17 protein-coding genes, 1 other RNA gene and 1 riboswitch are annotated in these 15,998 nt (G+C 63.4%); of the genes, 9 read left to right on the top strand and 9 right to left on the bottom strand.

The annotated features are described in order from the left end of the window. Positions 1-5: 5 nt before the first annotated feature. Positions 6-1,745, bottom strand: coding sequence for a polyhydroxyalkanoate depolymerase (gene phaZ, locus ABLV49_RS08495; RefSeq protein ID WP_349281165.1), 1,740 nt, complete (start codon positions 1,743-1,745; stop codon positions 6-8). Between the two features lie 336 nt (positions 1,746-2,081). On the opposite strand from phaZ, the gene ygiD reads away from it, so the two are divergent. Next, entirely contained in the window at positions 2,082-2,936 is an 855-nt protein-coding gene (gene ygiD, locus ABLV49_RS08500) for a 4,5-DOPA dioxygenase extradiol (protein WP_349281661.1), read from the top strand. Positions 2,937-3,113: 177 nt separating this feature from the next. Here ygiD and ABLV49_RS08505 read toward each other — a convergent pair whose 3' ends face one another. Next, complete coding sequence (locus ABLV49_RS08505; protein WP_349281166.1) at positions 3,114-3,479, bottom strand: SWIB/MDM2 domain-containing protein; 366 nt, start codon at positions 3,477-3,479, stop codon at positions 3,114-3,116. Positions 3,480-3,718: 239 nt separating this feature from the next. On the opposite strand from ABLV49_RS08505, the gene rraA reads away from it, so the two are divergent. Then, positions 3,719-4,231 carry a ribonuclease E activity regulator RraA gene (gene rraA / locus ABLV49_RS08510; protein WP_349281167.1) on the top strand — a complete coding sequence of 171 codons (513 nt, stop codon included), beginning with the start codon at positions 3,719-3,721 and terminating at the stop codon, positions 4,229-4,231. Positions 4,232-4,257: 26 nt separating this feature from the next. Here the strand turns inward: rraA and ABLV49_RS08515 are convergent, their stop codons facing one another. The 4 genes from ABLV49_RS08515 to ABLV49_RS08525 all read right to left on the bottom strand — a co-directional run bounded on the left by ABLV49_RS08515 (position 4,258) and on the right by ABLV49_RS08525 (position 5,960). Continuing rightward, on the bottom strand, positions 4,258-5,073 hold the full coding sequence (locus ABLV49_RS08515; protein ID WP_349281168.1) for a sulfite exporter TauE/SafE family protein: 816 nt from the start codon (positions 5,071-5,073) through the stop codon (positions 4,258-4,260). Between the two features lie 79 nt (positions 5,074-5,152). Further along, a non-coding RNA gene (gene ssrS / locus ABLV49_RS26020) (6S RNA) lies at positions 5,153-5,332 on the bottom strand. A gap of 50 nt (positions 5,333-5,382) precedes the next feature. Beyond that, the gene (locus ABLV49_RS08520; RefSeq protein ID WP_349281169.1) at positions 5,383-5,715 is read right to left on the bottom strand and encodes a cell division protein ZapA; all 333 of its coding nucleotides are present in this window, start codon (positions 5,713-5,715) and stop codon (positions 5,383-5,385) included. Continuing rightward, entirely contained in the window at positions 5,712-5,960 is a 249-nt protein-coding gene (locus tag ABLV49_RS08525; RefSeq protein WP_349281170.1) for a DUF904 domain-containing protein, read from the bottom strand. Before ABLV49_RS08525 ends, ABLV49_RS08520 begins: the two co-directional genes overlap by 4 nt. A 36-nt stretch (positions 5,961-5,996) precedes the next feature. Further along, positions 5,997-6,280: riboswitch (cobalamin riboswitch) on the top strand. 89 nt (positions 6,281-6,369) lie between these two features. Between ABLV49_RS08525 and ABLV49_RS08530 the strand changes: the two genes are divergently transcribed. The 7 genes from ABLV49_RS08530 to ABLV49_RS08560 are packed head-to-tail and all read left to right on the top strand — an operon-like array spanning position 6,370 to position 13,657. Then, on the top strand, positions 6,370-8,223 hold the full coding sequence (locus tag ABLV49_RS08530; RefSeq protein WP_349281171.1) for a TonB-dependent receptor domain-containing protein: 1,854 nt from the start codon (positions 6,370-6,372) through the stop codon (positions 8,221-8,223). Positions 8,224-8,225: 2 nt separating this feature from the next. Continuing rightward, entirely contained in the window at positions 8,226-9,560 is a 1,335-nt protein-coding gene (locus ABLV49_RS08535; RefSeq protein WP_349281172.1) for a cobyrinate a,c-diamide synthase, read from the top strand. Beyond that, entirely contained in the window at positions 9,553-10,404 is an 852-nt protein-coding gene (locus tag ABLV49_RS08540) for a cobalamin-binding protein (protein WP_349281173.1), read from the top strand. Before ABLV49_RS08535 ends, ABLV49_RS08540 begins: the two co-directional genes overlap by 8 nt. Further along, positions 10,397-10,987, top strand: a complete 591-nt coding sequence (gene cobU, locus ABLV49_RS08545; RefSeq protein WP_349281174.1) for a bifunctional adenosylcobinamide kinase/adenosylcobinamide-phosphate guanylyltransferase — start codon at positions 10,397-10,399, stop codon at positions 10,985-10,987. The genes ABLV49_RS08540 and cobU overlap by 8 nt, the downstream gene beginning before the upstream one ends. After that, positions 10,984-11,850, top strand: a complete 867-nt coding sequence (locus ABLV49_RS08550; RefSeq protein ID WP_349281175.1) for an ABC transporter substrate-binding protein — start codon at positions 10,984-10,986, stop codon at positions 11,848-11,850. Before cobU ends, ABLV49_RS08550 begins: the two co-directional genes overlap by 4 nt. Beyond that, positions 11,847-12,866: a FecCD family ABC transporter permease gene (locus ABLV49_RS08555; protein ID WP_349281663.1), complete on the top strand. Its 1,020-nt coding sequence runs from the start codon at positions 11,847-11,849 to the stop codon at positions 12,864-12,866. The genes ABLV49_RS08550 and ABLV49_RS08555 overlap by 4 nt, the downstream gene beginning before the upstream one ends. A gap of 23 nt (positions 12,867-12,889) precedes the next feature. Then, complete coding sequence (locus tag ABLV49_RS08560; RefSeq protein ID WP_349281176.1) at positions 12,890-13,657, top strand: ABC transporter ATP-binding protein; 768 nt, start codon at positions 12,890-12,892, stop codon at positions 13,655-13,657. 125 nt (positions 13,658-13,782) lie between these two features. Here ABLV49_RS08560 and ABLV49_RS08565 read toward each other — a convergent pair whose 3' ends face one another. Genes ABLV49_RS08565 through ABLV49_RS08575 form a run of 3 tightly spaced genes read right to left on the bottom strand, consistent with a single transcriptional unit; the run spans position 13,783 to position 15,995 of the window. Continuing rightward, complete coding sequence (locus tag ABLV49_RS08565; RefSeq protein WP_349281177.1) at positions 13,783-14,265, bottom strand: DoxX family protein; 483 nt, start codon at positions 14,263-14,265, stop codon at positions 13,783-13,785. 18 nt (positions 14,266-14,283) lie between these two features. Then, positions 14,284-15,063 carry a DNA-binding domain-containing protein gene (locus ABLV49_RS08570; RefSeq protein WP_349281178.1) on the bottom strand — a complete coding sequence of 260 codons (780 nt, stop codon included), beginning with the start codon at positions 15,061-15,063 and terminating at the stop codon, positions 14,284-14,286. Further along, positions 15,060-15,995 carry a DUF692 domain-containing protein gene (locus tag ABLV49_RS08575; protein ID WP_349281179.1) on the bottom strand — a complete coding sequence of 312 codons (936 nt, stop codon included), beginning with the start codon at positions 15,993-15,995 and terminating at the stop codon, positions 15,060-15,062. The genes ABLV49_RS08570 and ABLV49_RS08575 overlap by 4 nt, the downstream gene beginning before the upstream one ends. Positions 15,996-15,998 lie beyond the last annotated feature (3 nt).

Here is a 15,998-nt window from a genome sequence, read left to right on the forward strand (position 1 = left end):
CTTTCTCAGGCGGCTGACTTTTCAGGGGGCTGCGGGGTATTGGCTGCAGCTTCAGAGGCAGCAACAGGCGCTGCCGTGGTGGATACCACTGGCTCAGTCGCCGCTTGAACTGCTGGTGCTGCGGCTTCAGTGACGGGTTCGGTTTTGGCGGTCGTGTTTTTCACCGCCACCAGCACGGGTTTTGCTGCTGGTTTTGATTCCGTGGCCGTCACTAAATTCGGTGGCTGTATGGCTTCAGCCACAGGCTCTGGCTTGGAAACCGTTTTTTCCTCGGCATCAGCAGCCAGCTGGGCGACAGTTGACTTTAACTTGGCCGCCTCTACCGCAGTGCGTAAACCAGCCACCGGTTTTGCTGCTTCAACCGATGCTGGCTTTACTGGCGCTTCAACGGTCACAGGCGCCGCTGCCTTGGTTGCCCTTGCTGATTTTGCTATCTTTTTTGTAGCTTCAAGCGCTTGCTCCGGCTGCGCAAAAGGCTTGTTGTGTTCAAGAATAAAGGCTTTTACGGACGGATAGACGATATCGCGCCAGCGCCGGCCGCTGAAGATGCCGTAATGGCCTGCACCCTTGGCTTCCAGGTGCGTTTTCTGCTCCTGCACCACGCCGCTGCACATATCCAGTGCGGCACGGGTTTGGCCGGAGCCGGAGATGTCATCCAACTCACCTTCGACCGTCATCACGGCGGTGGTCTTGATGTCGCCCGGTTTCACCCGCTCAAGCTTGCCTTCCGGAGACATCACGTCCCAAGTGCCGTTGACCAGCTTGAAATCCTGGAACACGGTTTTGATGGTTTCGAGGTAGTAATCCGCGTCCATGTCGAGGACGGCGTTGTACTCGTCGTAGAACTTGCGGTGCGCTTCCGTGCTGGCGTCGTCACCCTTGATCAGGTTCTTGAAGTAGTCGTAGTGGCTGGAGGCATGCCGGTCGGGGTTCATGGCCACGAAGCCGGTGTGCTGCAAAAAGCCCGGATAAACGCGCCGGCCCTTGCCCGCGAAATTGGCGGGAACGCGGTAAATCACGTTGTTTTCAAACCATTCGTAGGGTTTGGTCGTGGCCAGGTTGTTCACGGCGGTTGGCGACCGGCGGGCATCAATCGGGCCGCCCATCATGATCATGGACAGCGGGGTTTTTTCGCCACGGGAGGCCATCAGCGAAATGGCTGCGAACACCGGCACGGTCGGCTGGCAAACGCTGATGACGTGGCAGTTGCCATACTTGCCCTGCAGGTGGCGGATGAATTCCTGCACATAGTTGACATAGTCGTCGAGGTGAAAAGCGCCGTCGGACAAAGGCACGTTGCGGGCGTTTTTCCAGTCGGTGATGTAAACCTTGTGGTCCTTGAGCATCGTCTTGACGGTATCGCGCAGCAAGGTCGAATAGTGTCCCGACAAGGGCGCCACCACCAGTACGGCGGGCTGGTCCTTGAGTTGCGTGAGGGTCGCCGAATCATCGGTAAAGCGTTTGAAGCGACGCAGTTCGCAAAAAGGCTTGTCGACTTCAACGCGTTCATGAATCGCCAGACTGACGCCTGCCTTGTCAACATCGACCTGATGAATATCGAAGGATGGCTTTTCGTAGTCCTTGCCCAGCCGGTACATCAGGCTGTAGCCAGCGGACACGCGCTGGGCCAATGGCGTTTTGCCCATGGGAGAGAGGGGGCTGCCGTAGAGTTTTGCAGCTGCCTGCGCAAAGTCAACAAACGGCTCCATCAGGGTACGCTGGGATTCATAGAGTTGATACAGCATGGGAACGAACCTTTTTTGGTGAAATTGTTGTTAAAAATGAAATATGTTGCAGTGCAATATAACAGGCAGCAGGTTTTGTCAACTAGTGATAATTACCGATTTGTAACTATTTTTTACATTTATTCAGAGGCTAACCTCCCTTTTTTGGGGAGTAAATGCACTTTGCCTGTTGAACTTTATGGTATCTGCAACGTATTGTTTTTTGCAGTATTTTGGGTTTTTCACAATAGGAAAACTGCGATTGACTTTGAAGGACTACTGCACCAAAGAAGCCGACAATCCTGCATCCCTTGCATTAGGCAAAACTTTTCCTACCCGATCATTACAGGACCGATCATGCTCACCACACCTGACGCTGCCGCGCTCGACCGGTTGTCATCGCTGAAAAAATCCGACAGGATGCCCGTGCTGTTCCTGGGTCATGGCAGCCCCATGAATGCCATTGGCGACAATGAATACCGGCGCAGCTGGCAAGCGCTGGGTGCTGAATTTGGCAGCAAACAGCCGCGGCCGCAACTGATTCTGTGCATTTCGGCGCATTGGCTGACGCAAGGCTGGTGGCTCACTGCCATGCAGCAGCCCAAAACCATTCATGACTTCGGCGGATTTCCGCAGGAACTGTTCGACCAGCAATATCCCGCGCCCGGTGATCCGGCTGCAGCCCAGGCCATCAGCCTGCTGGTCAGGCAGCGTGCATCAGCGCCGCTGGGGCTCGATGTGGGTGAGTGGGGGCTCGACCACGGTGCCTGGGCGGTGCTCAAGCCCATGTTTCCCGAAGCGGACATTCCGGTGATCCAGCTCAGCATGGACTATGGACGTTCGCCTGAAGACCATTACGCGCTGGCCAGGCAGCTCAAGGCCCTGCGCGACCGGGGTGTGCTGATCGTGGGCAGCGGCAACATTGTTCACAACCTGCGCCAGATGCAGCGCGGTGCCGGGGGCAACCAGGCTTATGACTGGGCGCTGGAATTTGACCAGACGATTGGCGGCTATGTTCAGCAAGGCAACCTGGATGCGTTGCAGAATTTCCAGCAACTGGGGTCTCTGGCCAAAATGGCCCATCCGACCCATGAGCATTATTTGCCGCTTCTTTATGCCGCAGGGGCGGTGGACAAGCACGAGCCCATGAAGTTTTTCAACACCAGCTTTCAGGGCGGCTCGATTTCCATGCGTTCGGTCATCTGGGGATAATGCTGCTTGCTATTAAAAAAGTAGCTTTATATGCATGCCCACTGTGCGCAAATGGCCTGAAAGCATCACAATCCGATGAAAATTCCAGCCGGCGCGGTGCGCAGTGCCTGCACATAAAAAAAGCCGCTGAAAGCGGCCATTCGATGGGGCTGAAAGAAGCCCTTTTAAACCCGTTATTTAGCTAACGTGTTTGCCGATCAGGCCGGCCATCTCGAACATCGACACCTGCGGCTTGCCGAATACGGCCAGCAGTTTTTTGTCGGCATTGATCATGCGCTTGTTGGTTTGGTCCTGCAGGTTGTTGGCCTTGATGTAAACCCACAGCTTGCTGACGATTTCAGTGCGTGGCAAAGGCTGGTCGCCCACCACGGCAGACAACTCGGGGCTCAGGGTCAGCGCTTTCATGAAGGCTGGATTCGGGGTGCGCTTTTTGGCCGGAGCAGCAGCTGTCTTTGCTGCCGGTTTCGCCGTAGCTACTTTTTTAGCGGCGACAGTTGTTTCCGGAGCAGCTTTTTTTGCAGGCGCTTTTTTTGCAGTTGCCATGATTGATTCCTTCTAGACAGTTGACAAATCGCCACGGGAAGATCGACTTCGCCATGGCTTAGCGCATGCTACTGGAGAAAATCCTGTTTGAAAGCGGTAAAACACTTTATTTCCAGAGTCTTTTTGCAGATTTACCCCTGAAAATCAAAAAATCACCCTTGAGCGTCTTGCCGCACACCATAGTCCAGCCCGTACACCTGGAAAATTCCTGAATCCCCACTCTTGAAAACGAATTAAAAATGACCCAGAACGCTTCCCCGTCATTCGCTACCTGTGATCTTTGTGACATCCATAAAAACGACAGTTCGGGCCAGTTCCGCGTGCTGCCGCCGGTTTTCAGAGACTTTGGCGGCATCCTGAAATTCAGCGGCCCCGTGGTGACTGTCAAATGCTTCGAGGACAACTCGCTGGTCAAGGCTGCGGTGGATTCGCCCGGCGAGGGCCGCGTGCTGGTCGTCGATGGCGGGGCGTCATTGCGCCGTGCCTTGCTGGGCGGCAATCTGGGCGCTACGGCGGCCAAAAACGGCTGGGCTGGCGTCGTGATTGACGGCTGCGTCCGCGATGTCGCCGAACTGGCGCAGTGCAGCACCGGCATCAGGGCGCTGGCCGCCATGCCATTGCCGACTGAAAAACGCCAGGAAGGCCAGCAGGGCCTCGCCGTTCAGGTCCAGGGCGTGTGGGTCCATCCGGGGGACTGGCTGTATGCCGATGAGGATGGCATGGTGCTGATGGCATCGCCGCTCACCGCCTGAGCAGTAAACGCTTCAACGCACTCGGCTTAACTGCTCAAACCCTTGTAGAGCATGTAGGCCGCCAGCAGGTAGAGGATGCTGGCGAACACCCGCTTGAGCTTGCCGACCGGAATACTGTGCGCGGCCCTGGCCCCCAGCGGGGCGGTCAGGAAGCTGCAAATGGCAATCACCAGCAGCGCCGGCAACCAGATATAGCCAAAAGCGCCTTCCGGCAGGTTCTGCACGGTTTGCCCGCTGATGGCGTAGCCCAGCACATTGGCCACGGCAATCGGAAAACCCAGCGCGGCGGAGGTGGCGACGGCATGGTGAATCGGGATATTGCACCAGGCCATGAAGGGCACGCTGATGAAGCCGCCACCTGCGCCGACCAGGCCCGACAGGAAGCCGATAAAGCCCCCGGCAGCCAGCTGGCCGCCCGTGCCTGGCATCTGGCGCGTCGGTTTGGGCTTTTTGTCGAGGAACATCTGGGTTGCGGAAAAGCTCACGAACAGGCCAAAGAAAATGGCCAGGTAAGCGCCTTTGAGCAGGGCGAACACGCCCAGGCTGCCGATGATGCTGCCCATGACAATGCCCGGCGCCAGCCGTTTGACGATGTCCCAGCGCACCGCGCCGCGCCGGTGGTGCGCCCTTACGCTGGACAGGGAGGTAAAGATGATGGTGGCCATCGAGGTGGCAATGGCCATTTTCACGGCCAGGTCGGCGGAAACGCCGCGATGGGCCAGGATGATCGTGATGAAGGGCACCATCAGCATGCCGCCGCCAATGCCCAGCAGTCCGGCCAGAAAACCGGTGCTCACGCCGAGCACGGCCAGTTCAGCGATCAGCAGGGGTTCGAGAATCATGGCCGGTGGAGTTGAGGCTTGGAAAGGCGAGCGCTGCGTTCTGGTCAGAACGGCGCTTGCCTGAAGCGGGAAGAAAAATAAGGTGTCTGCGAATGCCACCGGACCGTCATCCTGAACCGGGGTTCAGGTGGGCGAGGGCAGTCAGGCTTCGGGTTCGTCTGACGCGAGACGATCACACCTGCCTGACAATTTACCAAGCCCGTGCTCGTGGAGCATTGGTTCAAGGAAATATAAAGCCCAGCACGCACCGCAGACCGTTCAATTGTAGGCCCATACGACTGAGCCGTTGCCAGGCGACAGGCCAAAAAATCAATGCGCGGGGTTCGGACTGGCCAGCGCCGTGTCGAGCCTTTCAAGCAAGGCTTTCAGCTGGGCCTGCGATGCTTGGCTGGCTGCATCTGGCGCGTCGGTGGCCTGTTCAGGCGCTGGGGCAGGCGCAGGCGCTGGCTCCAGCAGTTGGTAAGCCAGATTGAGCGCCGCCAGTACGGCGATGCGGTCGCGCGCCTTGACTTTTCCGGCATCGCGGATCTGGCACATGGCCGAGTCAACCGTATGAACGGCTTCAAGCAGTCGGATATCGCTGTTTTCAGGGCAGCCCAGCATGTAGTTCTGTCCCATGATCTGTACTTCCAGCTGTTTCATCGCGCAGGCCCCACGGGTGTATTGACAACGGAATCGGTGCTTTCGGGCAGGCGTTCGATCAGGGCATCCACGCGCGCGCGCGCGGCGCTCAGCCGTGACCTGAGCGAGTCGCGTTCAAGCTTCAGGACGCTGACTTGTTCGCCCAGTTGCATGTTGGTGCGCTGCAATTCTTCGTAGCGCAGCAAAAGCTGATCTACGCGTTCGGTAATTTGGTCGATTGGATCGACTTGGTGTTGGTTCGACATGGCGATTCCGATTGTAGGGTCAGCAGTATTTTGCCGCGTAGAATGCCTCTTGTTGGTGCTCGCAGTGTGGTTCACACTCTGCAGTTCAACGGGAAGCAGGAGGAAGCCAATGCCATGTGCGCCGGATCAGACGGTTTGCAAGCGCCTTGATTTCTAACCTGTGCTGCCCCCGCAACGGTAAACGGACGAATGCAGCACCCTGGAATCCAGGGTTGCATTCAGTTGTCATCATGAGCCACTGAGCGTTTTGAACACGCGCTTGGGAAGGCGATGAAAGCAGTTCCGTCAGCCCGGATACCGGCCAACAAGGTGAATGCGCACGTCCTTTTTTCAAGGAATTGGCGCGCTCGTAACGCTCATGCACTGGCGGGGAAGCCGGTGAGAGTATTTTGTTGATAGCTTGATTTCCATGAAAACCTGTATTTCCAATCTGCGCCTGGCCATGCTGCCACTGGCCCTGGCGACCGCATTTCCGTCTGCTGCACAAACACAGCCTGCGCCGCAACTCCGAGAAACCGTCGTCACGGCCACCCGCAGCGCCCAGCTCCTGAGCGATGTGGTGGCCGATGTGACCATCATTGACCGCGAGCGCATCGAACGCAGCGGTGCCGCCGGTCTTGCCGATGTGCTCAAGCGCGTTCCCGGGATTGAAATTTCACGCAACGGCGGCCCCGGCGCCACCACCAGTGTGTTTCTGCGCGGCGCCGAGTCGCGTTTCACGGCGGTCTATATCGACGGCGTGCGGGTCGATTCGCAAGCCACCGGCGGCGCGGCGTGGGAAACTATTCCGCTGGCGCTGATTGACCGCATTGAAGTGCTGCGCGGTCCGGCCGGCGCGGTGTATGGCTCGGACGCCCTGGGCGGCGTCATCCAGATCTTCACCAAGCGCGGCGAACAGGGTTTTGCGCCATTCGTCGGCGTGGGCGTGGGAACCCACTACACCCGCAAGCTGGATGCCGGCTTCAGCGGCGCCAGCGGCGGTTTTGACTATGCGCTGGGCGTGGCGCGCGAAATCAGCCATGGATTTGACTCGCAGCCGCAGCGTTTGAGCAACTCCGCGACAACGCTCAGCAATCCCGATCAAGACGGCTACCGCAGTACATCGGCCAATGCCCGTCTCGGCTTCAAGATCAACCCTGCCCACAGCCTGGACGCCACGCTGCTGTACAGCGACATGAAATCCCACTACGACGCGTTCGGCTACAGTCCCGCCAGGCCGGTCGATGACCTCAGTCTGCACAAGCTGCATGCGCTGGGCTTGAACTGGCAGGCGCAGTGGACCGACGCCTACAGCACCCGGCTGAGCATGACCGAATCAGAGGACCGCTACGAAACCACGCCCTCGCCCTACCTGACGACCACCCGGCTGCGCGGCTACACCTTGCAGAACGAGTTCCGCCTGGGCGCGCATCTCTTCACCGCCGCCCTTGAACGCAAGGAAGACCATCTGAAGAATGCGCCCATCGACCAGGGCCGTTCGCAAAATGCCGTGGCGCTGGGTTATGGCTTCACTGAAAAGAGCCACACCGTCCAGCTCAATGTGCGGCATGACAAGGACAGCGAATTTGGCGGCAAGACCACCGGCAGCGCCGCCTATGCCTATGCCTTCACGCCCGAATGGCGCGCCTCGGCCTCGGCGGGAACGGCTTTCCGGGCGCCGACGCTGTACCAGCGCTTCAGCCAGTACGGCGTGGCGACGCTGGTGCCTGAAAGCAGCCGCAACCTGGAGCTGGGCCTGCGCTGGTCGCAGGGCGCTAGCAGCGCCGGGCTGGTGGCTTACCGGAACAAGGTCGATAACCTCATCTCCTTTGTTGGCGCGGGCACCTGTGCCTCGCCATTCGGCTGCTACGCCAACACGGCGCGCGCCGAGTATTCCGGTGCCACGCTGACGGCCTCGCATGCCGTGGGCGGCGTGAACCTGGCGGCTTCGCTCGATCTGCAAAATCCACGCGACCTGAATACCGGCAAGTCACTGGCGCGCCGCGCCAAGCAGCACGGCACGCTTTCCGCCGACACGCGGGTGGGCAGCTGGCTGCTGGGCGCCGAAGCGCAGTTCTCGGGCAAGCGTTTTGACGATGCCGCCAACACCAGGGTGCTGAGCGGCTACAGCCTGCTGAACCTGAACGCCAGCACGCCGCTGGCCAAGGACTGGACCTTGCTGGCCCGGGTGGACAACCTGGCCGACAAGCAGTACGAGCTGGCCCGCACCTATGCGACGGCTGGGCGTTCGTTCTACGTCGGCGTGAAGTGGGCGCCCCTGTAAGCATGGCCCGCTGCCCCGCCATCCTCATCGCCGCTCCGGCCTCCGGCCAGGGCAAGACCACCGTGGCCTGCGCGCTGGCGCGGCTGCATGTGCGGCAGGGCAGGCGGGTGCGCGTCTTCAAGTGCGGGCCGGATTTTCTGGACCCCTACTGGCTGACGCTGGCCAGCGGCGCGGCTGTGCATCAGCTGGACCTGTGGATGACGGGCGAGGCGGACTGCGCGCAGCGCCTGCACGATGCGGCGCTTCAGGCCGACCTGATCATCGTCGAAGGCGTGATGGGACTGTTTGACGGCCAGCCCAGCGCGGCGGATCTGGCGCAGCGTTTTGGCTTGAAGGTAGTCGCGGTGATTGATGCCAGCGCCATGGCCGGAACCTTTGGCGCGCTGGCCTGGGGATTGCAGCATTACCGCGAAGGCTTGAGCTTTGCCGGTGTGCTGGCCAACCGGGTGGCGTCGCCCGGCCATGCCGTGATGCTGGAGGACAGCCTGCGCGACCCGGCGCAATGGCTGGGCGCCTTGACGCGCAATGAGGCCTTGACGCTGCCCGAACGGCATCTGGGCCTCGTCATGGACCATGAACTCGGCGATGCGATGCAGCGGCTCGATGCGGCGGCCGATGCGCTGGCACAAACCAGGCTGGGGCAGATGACGGCCGATGACCTGCAGGCCTGGGCCGTTGATTTCGAGGGCAGCGATGCGGCGGGACAGGACTTTGCGGCCGGCGCCTTGCAGGGCCGGACGATTGCCGTGGCGCGCGATGCGGCTTTCTGCTTCCTGTACGCCGCCAATATCGACTGCCTGCAGGCCATGGGCGCCGAACTGGTTTATTTCTCGCCGCTTCAGGACAGCGCGCTGCCGCCCTGCGATGCGCTGTGGCTGCCCGGCGGCTATCCCGAACTGCATGCGCAAACCCTGGCCGCCAACGCCGCCATGAAAAGCAGCATCACCCGCCTCGTCCAGGCCGGCAAGCCGGTCTGGGCCGAGTGCGGCGGCATGATGGCCTTGTTCGATCAGCTCGCCAACATTGAGGGCAGCATTTTCCCGATGTGGGGCATCCTGCCCGGCAGCGTGACCATGCAAAAGCGCCTGGCCGCGCTCGGGCCGCAGCAGCTTGAGGTGGCGGGCGGGATGCTGCGCGGCCACACGTTTCACTATTCCACCTGCGCCACGCCGCTGCAGGCCGCAAGCAGCACCCGGGCCGCGCCGGGGCGCACCTTGCGCGGCGAAGGCGAGGCACTTTATGTGTCCGGTTCGGTCAAAGCGAGTTATTTCCACGCCTGGTTCGCGTCCAGCCCGGGGGCGGCGGCGCGCCTGTTTTTGAAGGAAGACCATGACTGAAAAAACCAGCGGCTGGCGCGCATTGGCCGCCGGCGGCGACAGCGCAGCCTATGGCCCGCAGCGCATCGTCTGCCTGACCGAGGAACCCACCGAATGGCTGTACCTGCTGGGCGAAGAGCGGCGCATCGTCGGCATTTCGGGCTACACCGTTCGCCCGCCGCGTGCGCGCGACGAAAAACCCAAGGTCAGCGCCTACCTGAGCGCCAAAATCGACAAGATCGTTGAATTGCGGCCCGACTGCGTGATCGGCTTTTCAGACCTGCAGGCCGACATCGCGGCGCAGCTGATCAGGCACGGCATCCAAGTCACCATCTTCAACCAGCGCAGCGTGGCCGAGATTTTCTCGATGCTGTACCAGCTTGCCGCCATGGTCGGGCAGGTCGAGCGCGGCCTGGGGCTGATCCGGCGGATGCAGCAGCGGCTGCTTGAAATCGAGCAGGCGGCAGCCAGCCTCAAGCGCCGCCCACGCGTGTTTTTCGAGGAATGGCATGACCCGCACATCAGCTGCATTGCCTGGGTGTCCGAACTGGTCGGCATTGCCGGCGGCGACGACTGCTTTCCCGAACTGGCGAAGGAGCCCATGGGCAAGGGCCGCATCATCGCCGACGGACTGGAGATCGTGCGGCGCGCGCCCGACATCATTTTCGGCTCCTGGTGCGGCAAGAAGTTCAGGCCAGAGCTGGTCGCGGCCCGGCCCGGCTGGGAAAACGTGCCGGCCATCAAAAACAATCAGCTGTTCGAGATCAAGTCGTCCGAAATCCTGCAGCCCGGCCCGGCTTCGCTGACCGATGGCGTCGAGAAGCTGCACAAGCTCATCATGGACTGGGGCCGCCAGCATGGTTGACGAACTGGCGATTGCCAAAAGCGAGCTGATCCTGGGCGGCCAGAAAAGCGGCAAGTCGCGCCGCGCCGAGTTGCTGGCGCGCAGCTGGCTGGCCAGTTCGCCAGCGCACCAGGCCGTGCTGATCGCTACGGCCCAGCCCTGGGACGAGGAAATGCGCGAACGCATCGCGCGCCACCGGCAGGATCGCGCCGGGCGCGTGCCGGGCATGCAGACGGTTGAAGAACCCGTGCAACTGGCCGAGGCCTTGGCCAGTCACAGCCAGCCACACACGCTGGTCGTGGTGGACTGCCTGACGCTGTGGCTGACCAATTTGCTCATGCCCGCCGAAAATTATGAACAAAACAAGGCTTCTGCGCATGATCCATCTGCGCAGGTAGCTATGGTTTTGAGAGCAATCGAAAACGCCGCCGGCCCGGTCGTGCTGGTCGGCAACGAGATCGGGCTGGGCGTGATTCCGCTCGGGCGCGAGACGCGCGCCTTTGTCGATGCGCTCGGACGGCTCAACCAGGACGTGGCTCGGGCTTGCGAGTGCGTCACCCTGATGGCGGCCGGGCTGCCGCTGACCCTGAAAGGCCGGCCATGAAGGCATTCGCCGCTTTTTTGCTGGTGGGCTTCACGGCGATGGCGCCCGTCCACGCGCTGCAAATCACCGACGACCGGGGCGTCAGCGTCACCTTCGCGCAAAGCCCGCAGCGCATCGTCAGCGTGCTGCCTTCGCTGACCGAAGGCGTGTGCGCGCTCGACCAGTGCCATCGCCTGGTCGGCGTGGACCGCTATTCCAACCACCCGGCCAGCGTCAGGAGCCTGCCGGTGATGGGCGGCGGGATTGATCCGAACATCGAGGCCATCGTCGCGCTCAAGCCCGACGTGGTGCTGCTGGCCATCTCCTCGCGCGCCAGCGAGCGCCTGGAGTCGCTGGGCATCAAGGTGCTGGCGCTGGAGCCCAAGAACCATGCCGATGTGCAGCGCGTGCTGAGAAAACTCGGCCTGCTGCTTGACATTCCCGATGCCGTGGGCGCGGACCGGCTCTGGCGCATCATCGACAGCGGCGTAACGGCGGCTGCGCAGTCGCTGCCCCCGAAGCTTAGAGGCACGCAGGTGTATTTCGAGGTCAACCGTGGGCCTTATGCGGCTGGCGCGTCATCGTTCGTCGGCGAAACCCTCACGCGGCTGGGCGTCAGGAACGTGATACCTGCCGCGCTGGGGCCGTTTCCGCGCATCAACCCTGAATTCGTGGTGCGCGCCAACCCGGACCTGATCATGGTGGGCAGCCGCAATGCCGACGCCATGCAGTCCTATCCGGGCTGGGGCAGCATCAAGGCCATTCGCGAAAAGCGCATCTGCGTATTCACGCCGGACGAGTCCGACGTGCTGGTGCGCCCCGGACCGCGCATGGCCGAGGCGGCGCGCATCATGGCCAAATGCATCGTGGACAAGGCCGGATGAGCCAGGCGTTCACGCACCCGCACCGCAAGGCGTTCTGGCTGGCGCTTGGCCTGGCTGTCACGTCAGCCGCCTTGCTGCTGCTGGGCGTCAGCGTCGGCAGCACCGGCTTTGACAGTGTGCTGGACCTGCAGCGCGACCCGCAGGCGCTGCTGATCGTCTCGGAAATCCGCCTGCCGCGCACGCTGGGCGCCTGGCTGGCGGGGGCTTTGCTGGGGCTGGCCGGCGCAGTGGCGCAGGGGCTGTTCCGCAATCCGCTGGCCGACCCGTACCTGCTGGGCAGCGCTTCGGGCGCCTCGCTGGGCGTGGCTTTGGCCATGGCGCTGTTCGGCATCTCGCCGCTGGCCACGCACTGGCTGGCGCGCATCGGGCTAACCGGCGCGGCTTTTGTCGGCGCCGTGCTGGCCGTGCTGCTGACGCTGCTGCTGGCCAAGGGCGTGCAGCACACGCTGCGGCTGCTGCTGGCCGGCGTGATCGTCGGCGTGGTGCTGGGCGCCATCACCTCGCTGGTGTTGCTGCTCACGCCCGAGATCATGCAGGCGATGCAGTCCTTCATGCTGGGCAACACCGGCCTTGTCGGCTGGACCGCCTGCGCCATCATGGCTGCGGTGTTTGCCGCAGCCATGCTGGCCGCCTGGATGATGAGCCATGCGCTCGACGGCCTGGCGCTGGGCGAAGCCACCGCGCAAAGCCTGGGATTGCCGCTGCCGCAGATGCGCGCCGCGTTGGTGGCGGTGCTGGCGCTGGCCACCGGCACGGCCGTCGCGCAAACCGGGCTGATCGCCTTTGTCGGACTGGCCGCGCCGCACCTGGTGCGCTCGGTCGTCAAGACCACGCACGGCCGGCTGATAGCGCTGGCCAGCCTGATGGGCGCGGTGCTGCTCACCGCCGCCGACATCCTGGCACGGGGGCTGGTGGCGCCGCAGGAGCTGCCGGTGGGCGTGCTGACGGCCGTGCTGGGCGGTACGTATTTGCTCTGGCTGATGCACCGGCATACCGGGCGAGGCAGCGGACTGTGACCTCGAACCCGCCACGATTTGCTATGGAATTTATAGCTATAGATGCCCGACAGTTATGCGCAAAGCTCGGAAATGATGAGATATTGCACGACATTTCACTGGTGCTGCCGCGCGCACGCTGGACCAGCATCGTCGGACCCAACGGCGCGGGTAAATCGACCCTGCTCAAGGCGCTGGCCGGGCTGCTGGCGCACAGCGGCGAGGTCGCCTTGCTCGGCCAGCCGATGGCCAAAATGCGCGGGCGCGACCGGGCGCGGCAACTGTCGTGGCTGGGGCAGAACGAAAGCTCGGCCGACGACCTGACGGCCTACGACGTGGCCATGCTCGGACGTCTGCCGCACCAGGCCTGGCTGGCGCCGCCGAGCAGCGCCGACCATGCGGCCGTCGAGCGCGCATTGCGCGCCACGCAGGCCTGGGACTGGCGCGGCCGGCCGCTGGGCCAGTTGTCGGGCGGCGAGCGCCAGCGCGTGCTGCTGGCGCGCGCGCTGGCGGTCGAGGCCGAGGTGCTGCTGATGGACGAGCCGCTGGCCAACCTCGACCCGCCGCACCAGACCGACTGGCTGTTGATGGTGCGCGATCTGGTCGCCAGCGGCAAGACCGTGGTCAGCGTGCTGCATGAAATCTCGTTCGCGCTGCAGGCCGATGAACTGGTGGTGATGGACAAGGGCCGGGTGATGCACCAGGGTGCCTGCGTTGACGCCGCCACGCACCGCGCGCTCGAAGGCGTGTTTGACCACCGCATTGCCGTGCACCACCTGGCCGGTCAATGGCTGGCTTTGCCGCGAATTTAGCCTGTCGTCATGCTCAGGCGCATGCGAACAACCCGATGCGGCTTCCGGCCTGAGCGCTGAAAGAGCCAAACAGGACTTTTGCGCACGCTGGTGGTGCGCGGGCAGCTATTTAATCAATAGCAAAGTCAACTCCGCTCCAGCCAGCCACGCCGCCGCAGCCAGGGCTTGACCAGCAGGCTGTCGGCTGACCAGCTGCCGCTGCCAAAAACCGCCAGCATGGCCAGCAGAACTCCCCAGGTGATGTGCTGCTGCAGGGCGGCGGGGGCGATTTCGCTCAGGCTGATGACCGCCACGACGTTCATCACCGACAGGCCGAGCGCCGCAAAGCGCCCGCCCAGGCCCAGCGCCAGCAGCACCGGCAGCACCAGTTCGCCGCCGGTTCCCATGAAGGCTGCCAGCGGGGGCGGCAGCAGCGGGACGTGGTATTCGTCGGAAAACAGCGCCAGCGTGGTGTCCCAGTCGCGCAGCTTGGTCAGGCCGGACAGGAAAAACGCCTCGGCCACATAGCAGCGCGCCAGCAGGGCGAGCAGCGGGCGGGTGCTGTTCAGGGCGGTGCTCAGGCCTTGCCACAGGGTCAGGCCGCTGCGGGCCAGTGTCGTGATGGACATGGGGATTCCTTGTTTTTTTCAGGGGAGGGTGGCGGCGCCCAGCACCTGGCCTTGCGTGACCGCTGCGTTCAGCCAGGCGCTGAAATCGAATTGCGCTTCTTTCGCCTCGGCTGCCTCCAGCGCGGCCAGCAGTGACTGGCCCGCCAGCAGCGCGTCAATCAGTGTGGCTTCGGCATCGGTGCAGGCGGCCAGGCGGGGGCGCAGGCCCTGGCGCCAGACCAGCGCGGTTTCGCCCTGGCGGGCCTGCATGCGGGCGGCCACGGTGTCCAGCGAAGGTTCGCTGTGCAGGTGGGCGCTGATCAGGCTGAGCACCGGCCAGCGGCTGCGCTGCAGCACGGTGCCGGGCGGCAGCCGCAGCGTGAGCGCGTCGGGCTCGTGCTGGCCGAGCAGGGCAAAGCTGGCCGGCTCAAAAGGCGCTGCATCGGGTGCGCCAGCATTGCGGTGCAGCGCCCATTCCACCTGCGCCACGTCGGCCAGGTAGGGCACATCGGCCAGTTGCGGCTCGCCGGCCAGAAAGCCGGGCAGGGCGTCGCCCCAGCGGGCCAGGTCGCCGCAGACGGGCGGGTATTGCTGCCAGAACTGGCGCGCCATCAGCGCAAAGCTGCCTGCGCCTATCAGCTCGGCCACCACCGGGTAGGCCGCTTGCAGTGCGCGTTCGGCCAAGGCGCTGGCGTTGGTGCGGTAAGCCGCCAGGCCGCGCTGCCACGGCGCGGCCAGCAGGGTGTCCAGCGGCGGGGTGTGGCCGGGCCGTGTCCACAGCGCCTGCAGCAGCGCCTGTTGTTGGGCCAGCGCGTTCATGGGCGGGCCTCGGTCGATGGCTGGCGCGTGGCGGGGCGGTCTTGGGCGATGCCGCGCGCACGGGCCACTTCGTCCAGCAGCATGTCCAGCGGCGGCACGTCGGTGTCCCACTCGATCAGTGTCGGCACCGGCCCCAGGCGGGCCAGCGCGTGGCGGTACAGCGTCCACACTTCGGCGCAGACCCGGCTGCCGTGGTCGTCGATCACGATGTCGCCCAGGTGCGCATGGCCGGCCAGGTGCAGCTCGGCTACCGGACTGGCGGCGATCTGGTCGATCCAGTCGCGGCAGCTGGCCAGCGCCGCGTCTGCGTCGCCGGGCGCGCTGTTCAACGCGCCGCGCAAGCGGGCGTTTTGCGCATTGACATACAGGTTGTTCACATCGACCAGCAGGCTGCAGCCGGTGCGCTGCGCCAGGGCGGCCAGAAATTCGGTTTCGCGCATGTCGGCCGCGTTCCAGTCCAGGTAGGCGGACAGGTTTTCGACGGCGATGGGGCGCTTCAGGCGCTCCTGCACCCGCTGCACGTTGCTGCACATCACCGCCAGCGCCTCGCGGGTGAAGGGCACGGGCAGCAGGTCGGCGGCATGCACCGGGGCGTCGATGCCTGCAATGTGCCCGCGTGCAAAGCTGGCATGGTCGCTGACGCGCACCGGCTCGATTTCTTGCACCAGCCCGGCCAGTTGCGCCAGGTGCCATTCGTCCACCCCGCTGGCCGATCCCAGCGACAGGCCGACGCCGTGCAGGCTGACGGGGTAGTGCTCGCGCCCCTGGCGCAGCACGGCGCGGGCCGCGCCGCCGGGGGCAAAGAAATTCTCGGAATGGACTTCGATGAAGTCCAGCGCCGGGCCGGTCTGCAGCAGCCCGGCGTAATGCGGGTGCCGCCATCCGATGCCCATGGCCGGCGTGTCGGGCGAAAAGATGGCGGTCACTGGCATGGT

Source organism: Polaromonas hydrogenivorans, assembly GCF_040105105.1.
In the GTDB taxonomy this organism is placed as follows: Bacteria; Pseudomonadota; Gammaproteobacteria; order Burkholderiales; family Burkholderiaceae_C; genus Polaromonas; species Polaromonas hydrogenivorans.

Excerpts from the sequence above, each read along its gene's own strand:
- ABLV49_RS08505 (WP_349281166.1), bottom strand. The coding sequence starts at position 3,479 with ATGGCAACTGCAAAAAAAGCGCCTGCAAAAAAAGCTGCTCCGGAAACA.
- ABLV49_RS08515 (WP_349281168.1), bottom strand. The coding sequence starts at position 5,073 with ATGATTCTCGAACCCCTGCTGATCGCTGAACTGGCCGTGCTCGGCGTG.
- ABLV49_RS08570 (WP_349281178.1), bottom strand. The coding sequence starts at position 15,063 with ATGAACGCGCTGGCCCAACAACAGGCGCTGCTGCAGGCGCTGTGGACA.
- ygiD (WP_349281661.1), top strand. The coding sequence starts at position 2,082 with ATGCTCACCACACCTGACGCTGCCGCGCTCGACCGGTTGTCATCGCTG.
- cobU (WP_349281174.1), top strand. The coding sequence starts at position 10,397 with ATGGTTGACGAACTGGCGATTGCCAAAAGCGAGCTGATCCTGGGCGGC.
- ABLV49_RS08550 (WP_349281175.1), top strand. The coding sequence starts at position 10,984 with ATGAAGGCATTCGCCGCTTTTTTGCTGGTGGGCTTCACGGCGATGGCG.
- ABLV49_RS08575 (WP_349281179.1), bottom strand. The coding sequence starts at position 15,995 with ATGCCAGTGACCGCCATCTTTTCGCCCGACACGCCGGCCATGGGCATC.
- ABLV49_RS08555 (WP_349281663.1), top strand. The coding sequence starts at position 11,847 with ATGAGCCAGGCGTTCACGCACCCGCACCGCAAGGCGTTCTGGCTGGCG.
- ABLV49_RS08540 (WP_349281173.1), top strand. The coding sequence starts at position 9,553 with ATGACTGAAAAAACCAGCGGCTGGCGCGCATTGGCCGCCGGCGGCGAC.
- ABLV49_RS08520 (WP_349281169.1), bottom strand. The coding sequence starts at position 5,715 with ATGAAACAGCTGGAAGTACAGATCATGGGACAGAACTACATGCTGGGC.
- ABLV49_RS08525 (WP_349281170.1), bottom strand. The coding sequence starts at position 5,960 with ATGTCGAACCAACACCAAGTCGATCCAATCGACCAAATTACCGAACGC.
- phaZ (WP_349281165.1), bottom strand. The coding sequence starts at position 1,745 with ATGCTGTATCAACTCTATGAATCCCAGCGTACCCTGATGGAGCCGTTT.
- ABLV49_RS08565 (WP_349281177.1), bottom strand. The coding sequence starts at position 14,265 with ATGTCCATCACGACACTGGCCCGCAGCGGCCTGACCCTGTGGCAAGGC.
- ABLV49_RS08530 (WP_349281171.1), top strand. The coding sequence starts at position 6,370 with ATGAAAACCTGTATTTCCAATCTGCGCCTGGCCATGCTGCCACTGGCC.
- rraA (WP_349281167.1), top strand. The coding sequence starts at position 3,719 with ATGACCCAGAACGCTTCCCCGTCATTCGCTACCTGTGATCTTTGTGAC.
- ABLV49_RS08560 (WP_349281176.1), top strand. The coding sequence starts at position 12,890 with ATGGAATTTATAGCTATAGATGCCCGACAGTTATGCGCAAAGCTCGGA.
- ABLV49_RS08535 (WP_349281172.1), top strand. The coding sequence starts at position 8,226 with ATGGCCCGCTGCCCCGCCATCCTCATCGCCGCTCCGGCCTCCGGCCAG.